The organism is Bacteroides faecis MAJ27, from assembly GCF_900106755.1.
Lineage (GTDB): Bacteria > Bacteroidota > Bacteroidia > Bacteroidales > Bacteroidaceae > Bacteroides > Bacteroides faecis.
Genome location: NZ_FNNN01000021.1, coordinates 96410 through 108498 on the forward strand (window position 1 = coordinate 96410; position 12089 = coordinate 108498).

The window sequence follows — 12089 nt, forward strand, 5'->3', positions numbered from 1 at the left end:
CTTTTGAAAGCAGACTCAGTTTTTGTTCTCCACACTTATTGTTATACCTTAAAATATCGGTTTCAACATGAAATTAGATGCAAAATCAACCATAGAGACAGGTAAAGCCATCCTTGGCATAGAACTCGGTTCTACACGAATAAAAGCTGTTCTGATTGACCAGGAAAACAAACCTATCGCTCAAGGCAGCCACACATGGGAAAATCAACTGGTCAACGGACTTTGGACTTACAGCATTGATGCCATCTGGTCCGGACTGCAAGATTGCTACACCGACCTCCGCTCCAACGTGAAGAAATTATACGACACAGAGATCGAAACTCTGGCAGCCATCGGTGTCAGCGCCATGATGCATGGTTACATGCCTTTCAATGAAAAAGAAGAAATCCTCGTGCCTTTCCGCACTTGGAGAAATACCAATACAGGCCGTGCTGCGGCAGAATTATCCGAATTATTTGTCTATAACATCCCTTTGAGATGGAGCATTTCTCATTTGTACCAGGCTATTCTGGACAACGAAGCGCACGTCAAAGACATCAAGTTCCTGACAACTCTTGCAGGTTATGTACATTGGCAGATAACAGGCGAAAAGGTGTTGGGCATTGGTGACGCATCGGGTATGCTCCCCATAGATCCGACTACCAACAACTATTCCGCCGAAATGGTGGCCAAATTCGACAATCTGATTGCTTCGAAAGAATACAGTTGGAAACTGGAAGACATTCTGCCCAAAGTATTGTCGGCTGGTGAAAATGCCGGTGTCCTCACACCGGAAGGCTGTAAAAAGCTTGATGCATCCGGTTATCTGAAGGCAGGAATACCGGTCTGCCCGCCGGAAGGAGACGCAGGCACCGGCATGGTAGCAACCAACGCCGTCAAGCAACGCACCGGCAACGTATCGGCAGGTACTTCTTCTTTCTCTATGATCGTATTGGAAAAAGAATTGTCGAAGCCATACGAAATGATCGACATGGTCACCACTCCCGACGGAAACCTCGTAGCCATGGTACATTGCAACAACTGTACTTCGGATCTTAACGCATGGGTCAACCTGTTCAAAGAATACCAGGAACTTCTGGGTATACCTGTAGATATGGATGAACTCTACGGCAAACTTTATAACATTGCCCTCACCGGTGATACCGATTGCGGTGGTCTCCTCTCCTACAACTACATTTCAGGTGAACCTGTAACGGGACTTGCCGAAGGAAGACCTTTGTTCGTACGTTCGGCCAATGACAAGTTCAACCTTGCAAACTTTATGCGGGCTCATTTGTACGCCTCAGTCGGAGTTCTCAAGATTGGCAACGACATCTTGTTCAACGAAGAAAAGATCAAAGTCGACAGAATCACAGGCCACGGAGGATTGTTCAGAACCAAAGGAGTCGGTCAAAGAGTACTTGCAGCAGCCATCAACTCGCCCATATCTGTTATGGAAACAGCCGGTGAAGGCGGTGCATGGGGAATTGCCCTGCTGGGTTCTTACCTGGTAAACAATAAAAAGGGTCAATCTCTTGCCGATTTCCTGGATGAAAGTGTATTTGTCAGCGATGCTGGTGTCGAGGTATCACCCACCCCCGAAGATGTAGCCGGCTTCAACACATACATCGAAAGCTACAAGGCAGGTTTGCCTATAGAAGAAGCAGCCGTCAAATTCAAATAAGCGGCTTCACGGAGACCTTTCTCCCCCTTTCCCTGAATTTAGTATTAACATAAATATCCTCATTCCCTCTCCTTTTTGGAGGGGGTCAGGGGGAAGCTATTATCATGAAAACCACCTCGTTCATACTTGCCCTTATTATATCCATCTCCATCGGAAAAGCCCAGACGAACCATCAGGTCTCTTACTTTTCCCTTCAAGATGTGAAGTTATTAAGCAGTCCTTTTCTGCAAGCTCAACAGACTGATTTACATTATATCTTAGCTCTCGATCCGGACAGATTATCGGCTCCTTTCCTTCGCGAAGCCGGACTGACACCCAAAGCCCCAAGCTATACCAACTGGGAGAATACAGGACTGGACGGCCACATCGGCGGACATTACCTTTCCGCACTTTCCATGATGTATGCCGCCACCGGAGATACGGCGATATACCACCGTCTCAACTATATGCTCAACGAACTACACCGTGCACAGCAAGCTGTCGGCACAGGATTTATCGGAGGAACACCCGGTAGCCTCCAACTTTGGAAAGAAATCAAAGCGGGTGACATTCGTGCCGGAGGCTTCAGCTTAAACGGCAAATGGGTACCCCTCTATAATATACACAAAACGTATGCCGGACTGCGGGACGCTTACCTGTATGCCCACAGCGATCTGGCACGTCAGATGCTGATTGATCTCACCGACTGGATGATTGATATTACTTCCGGTCTTAGCGACAGCCAAATGCAGGATATGCTCCGCAGTGAACACGGCGGCTTAAATGAAACGTTTGCGGATGTAGCGGAAATAACAGGCGATAAGAAATACCTGGAACTGGCACGCCGTTTCTCTCATAAAGTCATTCTCGACCCGCTTATCAAAGACGAAGACAGGTTAAACGGAATGCATGCTAACACACAAATTCCTAAAGTAATCGGATACAAACGGGTAGCCGAAGTTTCAAAGGATGACAAAGACTGGAATCATGCAGCAGAATGGGATCATGCAGCCCGTTTCTTTTGGAATACCGTAGTCAATCACCGTTCCGTGTGTATCGGCGGGAATAGCGTACGCGAACATTTTCATCCATCGGACAACTTTACGTCTATGCTGAATGACGTTCAGGGACCGGAGACTTGCAATACTTACAACATGCTCCGGCTGACCAAAATGCTTTATCAGAACTCCGGAGACGTTGACAACTCCAACAAACCGGACCCACGTTATGTAGATTATTATGAACGTGCACTCTACAATCATATCCTGTCATCACAAGAACCGGATAAAGGCGGATTCGTCTACTTTACTCCAATGCGTCCCGGGCATTACCGGGTCTATTCGCAACCGGAAACATCGATGTGGTGCTGTGTAGGATCAGGTCTGGAAAATCACACTAAGTATGGTGAGTTTATTTATGCACATCGGCAAGATACACTTTACGTCAATCTTTTTATTCCTTCACAACTGAACTGGAAAGAACAGGGTGTGACATTAACACAGGAAACCCTCTTTCCCGATGATGGAAAAGTAACCTTACGAATAGATAAAGCATCTAAAAAGAAACTGACATTAATGATTCGTATACCAGGATGGGCAGGAAGTTCTAAAGATTATGCAATCACGATCAACGGTCAGAAAAAGAAGTATGCCATACGTCCGGGAGTCAGTACTTACCTACCCATCCATCGTAAATGGAAAAAAGGAGATGTGATCACCTTCAATCTGCCGATGGAGGTCAGCCTGGAACAAATTCCGGACAAGAAAGATTACTATGCTTTCCTGTATGGCCCCATCGTTCTGGCAGCTTCTACAGGAACGGAACATCTTGACGGCATCTATGCAGACGACAGCCGTGGCGGCCATATTGCTCACGGCAAACAGATTCCTTTGCAAGAGGTTCCGATGTTGATTGGAAATCCCGTCTCTATCCGTACTTCTCTTCATAAACTGAACGGAAACAAATTAGCTTTCAGCTATGATGGTAATATTTACCCGGCACAGATGGGTAAACCATTAGAACTTGTTCCATTCTTCCGCCTGCATAATTCCCGTTATGCTGTTTATTTCCGCCAAACCAGTGAAGAGCAATTCAAGGCGATTCAGGAAGAAATGGCTACAGCCGAGCGAAAGGCGACAGAATTGGCTAACCAGACAGTCGACTTAATCTTCCCCGGTGAACAGCAACCGGAATCCGATCATGGGATTCAATATGAAGAATCTGAGACCGGAACCCATAAAGACCGCCATTTCCGTCGTGCTAAAAAGTGGTTCAGCTACAATCTGAAAGTAAAAAAAGAAGCAAGTCAATTAATGCTGACCATACGAAAAGAGGATCGGAATAAGACAATGATCTTACTGAATAACGAGAGACTAACCCTTACTCCGACTATCAGCAAAGCTGACAAAGACGGCTTTATCACGCTCAACTATCTTCTGCCTCAAAAATTAAAAGCAGGAAGTTGTGAGATTCTTTTGAAGCCGGATGGTACAGAGTGGACCTCTGCCATTTACGAAGTACGTCTGTTGAAATAAGCGTAAGAATGAGAAAATGACCATTATAAAAATCAAACATCTATATAACCATTTAAACAAATTCCATTTATGAAAGCAAAACTATTAGTCAGCACGGCCTTTCTGGCAGCCTCCGTATCTCTTTCTGCACAAAAGAATGCTACCATCACTGTACATGCCGACCAAGGCAAAGAAATCATCCCGAAGGAAATCTACGGTCAATTTGCCGAACACCTGGGCTCATGTATCTACGGTGGTCTTTGGGTAGGCGAAAATTCGGATATTCCTAATATCAAAGGATACCGGACAGACGTATTCAATGCATTAAAAGAGTTGTCCGTTCCTGTTCTTCGCTGGCCGGGCGGCTGCTTCGCCGATGAATATCACTGGATGGACGGAATCGGTCCCAAAGAAAATCGCCCGAAGATGGTGAACAACAACTGGGGAGGCACGATTGAAGATAACAGTTTCGGAACACACGAGTTCCTGAATCTTTGTGAAATGCTGGGCTGTGAACCATATATCAGTGGAAACGTAGGTAGCGGTACGGTAGAAGAGCTTGCTAAATGGGTGGAATACATGACTTCCGACGGTGACTCTCCGATGGCAAACCTGCGCCGTAAGAATGGTCGTGACAAGGCATGGAAAGTAAAATATCTCGGCGTAGGAAATGAAAGCTGGGGATGTGGCGGTAGTATGCGCCCTGAATATTATGCCGATCTGTATCGCCGTTATTCTACTTATTGCCGTAACTATGACGGTAATCATCTGTTTAAGATAGCCAGTGGTGCCAGTGATTACGACTATAACTGGACGGATGTACTGATGAATCGTGTCGGTCACCGGATGCAAGGTCTATCCTTACACTACTATACAGTTACAGGATGGAGCGGCAGCAAAGGCGCGGCAACCCAATTCAACAAAGACGATTATTACTGGACTATGGGCAAATGTCTTGAAGTGGAAGATGTACTCAAAAAACATTGTGCCATCATGGACAAATATGATAAAGACAAGAAGATTGCCCTTTTGCTTGACGAATGGGGCACTTGGTGGGACGAAGAACCAGGAACGGTCAGAGGTCATCTGTATCAGCAAAACACATTGCGTGATGCTTTTGTTGCTTCTTTAAGTCTCGATGTATTCCACAAATATACCGACCGTCTGAAAATGACGAACATCGCTCAGATAGTCAACGTTCTGCAATCTATGATCCTGACTAAAGACAAAGATATGGTACTTACTCCTACTTATTATGTATTTAAGATGTACAAAGTGCATCAGGATGCAACCTATCTTCCACTCGACCTGACTTGCGATAAAATGAACGTACGCGATAACCGTACAGTTCCTATGGTCAGCGCAACAGCTTCTAAGGACAAGAACGGAGTGATCCATATTTCTCTCTCCAACGTGGATGCAGACAACGCACAGGAAATCACAGTCAATCTTCCGGACGTAAATGCCAAAAAAGCGATTGGAGAAATCCTGACTTCTGCTAATCTGACCGATTACAACTCTTTCGAAAAACCTAATATTGTAAAACCGGCTTCCTTCAAAGAGGTAAAAATCAATAAAGGAATTATGAAGGTAAAACTACCGGCTAAGTCAATTGTTACTTTAGAGTTACAGTAACCTAATAGTAAATACTTACTGTATTGTAAACAAGAAGGCTGTTAAAAAGCCTACAAAAAAGATAGCTCTTTTGGATGGTTAATTACACATAAAGAGCTATCTTTGCCAACATTATGAGAAATATGCCAAGTAATTGGCACATTGACAGACTAGCAAATCTATTAATTATTAAAGATATGAACGATAATAAACTTATGAATCGTGCAGCGGATAACATCCGTATTCTTGCTGCTTCAATGGTTGAGAAAGCCAATTCCGGTCACCCGGGTGGCGCCATGGGTGGTGCTGACTTTGTAAATGTACTCTTCTCTGAGTTTCTAGTATACGATCCTGAAAATCCGCGTTGGGAAGGTCGTGACCGTTTCTTCCTTGATCCGGGTCATATGTCTCCGATGCTCTATTCAACTTTGGCATTGACCGGTAAATTCACTCTGGACGAACTGAAAGAATTCCGCCAATGGGGAAGCCCTACTCCGGGACATCCGGAAGTAGACATCATGCGTGGCATTGAAAATACTTCCGGTCCGCTGGGACAGGGACATACTTTCGCCGTAGGTGCCGCTATCGCAGCTAAATTCCTGAAAGCTCGTTTCAACGAGGTAATGAATCAGACAATTTATGCATACATCTCCGACGGTGGTATTCAGGAAGAAATCTCTCAGGGTTCCGGACGTATTGCCGGTGCATTGGGACTCGACAACCTGATTATGTTCTACGACTCCAACGATATTCAGCTTTCTACAGAAACGAAAGATGTAACGGTTGAAGATACCGCCATGAAATATGAAGCATGGGGATGGAATGTACTCAGCATCAATGGTAATGATCCGGACGAAATCCGTGCAGCTATCAAAGAAGCGCAGGCTGAAAAAGAACGTCCGACACTGATTATCGGTAAAACGGTAATGGGCAAAGGCGCACGCAAGGCAGACGGCAGCAGCTATGAAGCTAACTGTGCTACTCACGGTGCTCCGCTCGGTGGCGACGCTTATGTAAATACAATCAAGAACTTGGGCGGTGATCCTACCAATCCGTTCGTAATTTTCCCGGAAGTTGCCGAACTGTATGCTAAACGCGCGGCAGAATTAAAAGAAATCGTAGCTGAAAGATATGCAGCAAAAGCCGAATGGGCTAAAGCCAATCCGGAACAGGCCGCTAAGCTGGAATTATTCTTCTCAGGCAAAGCTCCGAAAATAGACTGGACTGCTATCGAACAAAAAGCAGGTACTGCTACTCGTGCTGCTTCTGCAACCGTTCTGGGAGCTCTTGCCACACAAGTAGAAAATATGATCGTTGCTTCTGCTGACCTTTCCAACTCTGACAAGACTGACGGTTTCCTTAAGAAAACTCATTCTTTCAAGAAAGGTGATTTCAGCGGTGCATTCTTCCAAGCCGGTGTATCCGAATTATCGATGGCTTGTATCTGCATCGGTATGTCACTCCACGGTGGTGTGATCGCTGCTTGCGGTACTTTCTTCGTATTCTCCGATTATATGAAACCTGCTATACGTATGGCTGCCTTGATGGAACAACCTGTGAAATTTATCTGGACTCACGACGCATTCCGCGTAGGTGAAGATGGTCCTACTCATGAACCGGTAGAACAGGAAGCTCAAATCCGCCTGATGGAAAAGCTGAAAAATCATAAGGGACACAACTCTATGCTGGTACTTCGTCCGGCTGATACAGAAGAAACAACTATTGCATGGAAACTTGCAATGGAAAATATGTCTACCCCTACAGGCTTGATCTTCTCTCGTCAGAATATCGCCAACCTGCCGGTTGGAACTGATTACGAACAAGCAGCTAAGGGCGCTTATATCGTAGCCGGTTCTGATGAAAATCCGGATGTGATCCTGGTAGCTTCAGGTTCCGAAGTATCTACTTTGGTTGCCGGCACGGAACTGCTCCGCAAAGATGGTGTGAAAGTTCGTATCGTATCTGCTCCATCAGAAGGTCTGTTCCGCAGCCAGTCTAAAGAATATCAGGAATCTATTCTTCCGGCTGACGCTAAGATTTTCGGTCTTACTGCCGGTCTGCCTGTTACTCTTCAAGGTTTGGTAGGTTGCCACGGTAAAATTTGGGGATTGGAGTCTTTCGGTTTCTCTGCTCCTTACACAGTATTGGATGAAAAACTTGGTTTTACTGCCGAGAACGTATATAACCAGGTAAAAGCAATGATTTAATGAAAACAATCGGATTAGCATGCGACCATGCCGGTTTTGAACTGAAGGAATATGTTCGCGGCTGGCTGGAAGTAAAAGGCTGGGCTTACAAAGATTTCGGAACTAATTCTACCGCAAGTGTAGATTATCCGGATTATGCTCATCCGCTGGCTATCGCAGTAGAATCGGGCGAATGTTATCCCGGTATTGCAATCTGCGGCAGTGGAAACGGAATCAACATGACTCTGAACAAGCATCAGGGAATACGTGCTGCTCTTTGCTGGAATGCAGAGATTGCACACTTGGCCCGTCAACATAATGACGCCAATATTCTTGTGATGCCGGGACGCTTTATCAGCACAGAAGAAGCGGACATGATACTGACTGAATTCTTCTCGACACAGTTTGAAGGAGGTCGTCATCAGAATCGTATTGATAAGATTCCTGTTAAATAAGGCCTAATAACAATTTAAATATAGATAAAGCTGTTCTTCTTTCTCGGAGAACAGCTTTATTTGTAGATACTGATTACAAAAAAGCGATTGCATCGTCTTATTATATGACAAAGTTAAAAACAGAAGTTATGGGCAAACTGAATATGAAAGACTGGATCGACCAAACGATCCAGAATAAAAAAACGATCGCAATTCCTATCATGACACATCCGGGCATTGAGCTTATCGGAAAGAGTGTTCATGATGCAGTAACAAACGGACAAGTCCATTATGAAGCGATTAAGGCACTCTGTGATAAATATCCTACCGCTGCTGCAACAGTTATCATGGATTTAACAGTGGAAGCAGAGACATTCGGAGCGGAAATCGTATTTCCGGAGAATGAAGTTCCAAGTGTATCCGGTCGATTGCTGACAGACGAAACAGCTATTGAGGCATTGGAAATACCGGCACTGAATAAAGGACGCATCGCACAATACCTTAAAGCGAATATGCTGACTGCAAGAAATATAACAGATCGTCCGGTATTTGCAGGCTGCATCGGTCCTTATTCATTAGCGGGACGATTGTATGATATGTCCGAAATCATGATGCTGATTTATATCAATCCCGAAGCAGCCAATACTTTACTACGAAAATGTACCGATTTCATTATCCGTTATTGCATGGCTCTGAAAGCAACCGGAGTAAACGGAGTTGTGATGGCGGAACCTGCCGCCGGATTGTTATCCAACGAAGATTGCCTGCAATATTCTTCTGTATTCGTTAAAGAGATAGTAGAGAAAGTACAGGATGATCATTTCACCGTTGTACTTCATAATTGCGGAAATACCGGAAATTGTACGCAAGCTATGGTATATACCGGTGCTGCAGCCTATCATTTCGGTAATAAAATCAAAATGGAGGAAGCATTAAAAGAAGTTCCTGTTCATGCTCTTGCGATGGGTAATCTTGACCCGGTCAGTCTCTTCAAGATGTCAAGTCCCGAGGAAATGAGACAAGCAACTCTTCAACTTCTGGAAGCTACCAGCGCACATCCAAACTTCGTCTTGTCGAGTGGTTGCGATGTGCCACCCTATACACCATTAGCCAATATAGACGCCTTTTATGCTGCATTGGAAGAATTCAATGCAATGCGGAATTAGCCTATAATCCGGCTAATGCTATTTAATGATGTTTGAACAAGAACTCACTTATCAAGACTTACATATCCCATCGTCCGAAATTTATGAAGCGATGGGATACAAAGATTCTATACCGGACCCAATGGTGATAGAAGAAACTCATACGTTGCTAAAACGCATTATCCCCCGGCTTCGTCCACGATACACTTTCTTTCTTACGGAAGGTACGGTTGATACAGAGAAAGAATCCCTGCATACGCATGATACCGTTTTCTCTATCGGTAAAACCATCGCCCGTCAATTAAGAGGTTCAGAAGCTTTTGCTTTTTTTGCAGCTACTGCCGGAATAGAGTTTGAGGAATTCCAGCATACATTGCAACAAGAAGGAGATATGGTCAAAATATACATCGCAGATTCATTAGGAAGCGTCATCGCAGAAAAGACAGCTGATTGTATGGAAGTCGCTTTAGCGGAATATATACAGAGCAAGAATTGGAAACACACCAACCGATATAGTCCGGGCTACTGTGGATGGCACGTTTCGGAACAACAAAAACTGTTTCCATTGTTTCCCGTCACTTCTCCTTGCGGCATTCGGTTAACAGATTCCAGCCTCATGATACCTATCAAATCTGTCAGCGGTGTAATCGGTGTAGGTACTGATGTCCGCAAGCTTGAGTATACTTGCGGACTGTGTACCTACGAAAACTGCTATCGCAAAAGAAAACACCAATAAAGCTATTATTCTTTACCGAATGATTCATCTTTTACCGGAGAATTCTTCTTTAATGACCATTAAAAAAGATATAAAGCCCTATCATAGTCACGATAAGCAATGCCCATAAGACAAGTACTATCCGGGCAGGCTTTGCTTCTATCTTCTCCATATTCAATATCTCAGCCTGAGGGGTTTTATCCAATAGACTGATAACCATCATTCCTATCCCGATAATAACAAACAGATAGAAAGACAATAACATAAAATGAGGCCACGCAGCATACTGGTCGGCAGGAAATACCCATAGATACAACACACCTACTCCGATACTGAATACCGTACCAACTGTGAGGGCTGCATTAGCAGCCAAAGTAGTCGTACGCTTCCAGAAAACGCCAAAAAGGAAAACCGCTGCCATCGGAGGTGCAATGAACCCCAATACAGACTGGAAAACATTAAATAAATTCAATCCATGAATGCTGTCAATGGCTATCGTTATAATCACCGATATCAGTGCACCGACTACCGTCACTATCTGTCCGACCCGAATGATCTCCTTTTGCCTGGCCTGTGGTCTGATCTTCTTCACATAAATATCCATCGTAAACACAGTACTCAAAGCATTCAGTGCCGACCCGATAGTACTGACAAGAGCAGCTGTCAATACAGCCAATACCAACCCGACCATTCCAACAGGGAATAAATGAGTTACCATAGTCATATACGCCTCATCGGGATTCTCTAACTGCGGAAACAAAGCCAGACAGATGATACCCGGAAGAATATAAAGAGGAACATCTAATATTTTCAGCCAACCGGTAAAGTTCGTTCCCAACTGTCCTTCCTTCAAATTCTTAGCAGCCAATACCGGCTGTACCATTGACTGATCCGTGCACCAAAACCATACTCCCATCACAGGATATCCCAGAATAATCGGCAGCCACGGGAAAGCGGGATCATCATTCGGCCTGAAAAGATTCCAGAAGTCTGCCGGAACAGCATCTGTCAAGGCAGAGATACCTCCAACCTTACAGATTCCTACGATAGCCAGTGTAGCTGAAACAAGAATCAACAGAATCATCTGATAGACATTCGTGTAGGCAACAGCCTTCAATCCTCCGAGCATTGTGAAGAATGCCGAAATAATCAATAAGATCAAAGCGGACTGCCACATCGGTATATCGAATACCTGACGAATCAGAACACCACCTGCGAATAAAGTCAATGCTAACCAGGAAATCAATATCGTAACAATTGTATACCATGCCAGAATATTGCGGGTAGACTGCCCGAACCGCTTTCCCATAAACTCCGGCAGAGTCGAAACACGGGTTCCCAAATAACGGGGAGCAAAAACAAAGGCAAGCAGACATATAAAGACAAACGCATACCAAGCATAATTGCCCGAGACAATACCGGTAGTAAACCCGGCACTGGCAGATGCAATCAGCATGGAAGGTCCCACGTTCGTTCCCCACATAGAGAATCCGATGTGGTGCCATCGCAAAGAACGTTCCGCCAAAAAGAGACTGCTCCCTTTTTTTCGTTTGGAACTTGCCCAAACACCTATGGCGATAAGAATCAGAAAATAGGCAATCAGAATACCCCAATCCAATGTATCCAGAAATTTCACATGCATAATTCAAGTATTAAATAAGTAACGTAAGTTCAATTATAGTTCTCTTTCAGGCACGGATTACACTGATTTCACGGTTTTAATAAACTATATAGTTAAAAACCAGAGGGACTATCCATCTGATTGTGTAAATAGAAAACTACGGGATTTTTCTCGTAGTTTTTTTATTTATGTATTAACTTTGTAAAAATCAGATTTAAT

8 protein-coding genes are annotated in these 12089 nt (G+C 44.4%); 7 read left to right on the top strand and 1 reads right to left on the bottom strand.

The window, feature by feature from the left end:
* The first annotated feature begins 67 nt into the window (after positions 1-67).
* The 7 genes from BLW31_RS17395 to BLW31_RS17425 all read left to right on the top strand — a co-directional run bounded on the left by BLW31_RS17395 (position 68) and on the right by BLW31_RS17425 (position 10270).
* Positions 68-1663: a xylulokinase gene (locus BLW31_RS17395; RefSeq protein WP_010537645.1), complete on the top strand. Its 1596-nt coding sequence runs from the start codon at positions 68-70 to the stop codon at positions 1661-1663.
* A gap of 104 nt (positions 1664-1767) precedes the next feature.
* Complete coding sequence (locus BLW31_RS17400; protein WP_010537644.1) at positions 1768-4176, top strand: beta-L-arabinofuranosidase; 2409 nt, start codon at positions 1768-1770, stop codon at positions 4174-4176.
* A 69-nt stretch (positions 4177-4245) separates the two neighbouring features.
* Positions 4246-5790: an alpha-N-arabinofuranosidase gene (locus BLW31_RS17405; protein WP_010537643.1), complete on the top strand. Its 1545-nt coding sequence runs from the start codon at positions 4246-4248 to the stop codon at positions 5788-5790.
* 176 nt (positions 5791-5966) lie between these two features.
* Positions 5967-7976, top strand: coding sequence for a transketolase family protein (locus BLW31_RS17410; protein ID WP_010537642.1), 2010 nt, complete (start codon positions 5967-5969; stop codon positions 7974-7976).
* Positions 7976-8410: a ribose 5-phosphate isomerase B gene (gene rpiB / locus BLW31_RS17415; protein WP_010537641.1), complete on the top strand. Its 435-nt coding sequence runs from the start codon at positions 7976-7978 to the stop codon at positions 8408-8410. Before BLW31_RS17410 ends, rpiB begins: the two co-directional genes overlap by 1 nt.
* Positions 8411-8538: 128 nt before the next feature.
* Complete coding sequence (locus tag BLW31_RS17420) at positions 8539-9555, top strand: uroporphyrinogen decarboxylase family protein (protein WP_022302259.1); 1017 nt, start codon at positions 8539-8541, stop codon at positions 9553-9555.
* Positions 9556-9583: 28 nt separating this feature from the next.
* Positions 9584-10270, top strand: a complete 687-nt coding sequence (locus tag BLW31_RS17425) for a vitamin B12 dependent-methionine synthase activation domain-containing protein (RefSeq protein ID WP_010537639.1) — start codon at positions 9584-9586, stop codon at positions 10268-10270.
* A gap of 49 nt (positions 10271-10319) precedes the next feature.
* Here BLW31_RS17425 and BLW31_RS17430 read toward each other — a convergent pair whose 3' ends face one another.
* Positions 10320-11891, bottom strand: coding sequence for a sodium:solute symporter (locus BLW31_RS17430; protein ID WP_010537638.1), 1572 nt, complete (start codon positions 11889-11891; stop codon positions 10320-10322).
* Positions 11892-12089 lie beyond the last annotated feature (198 nt).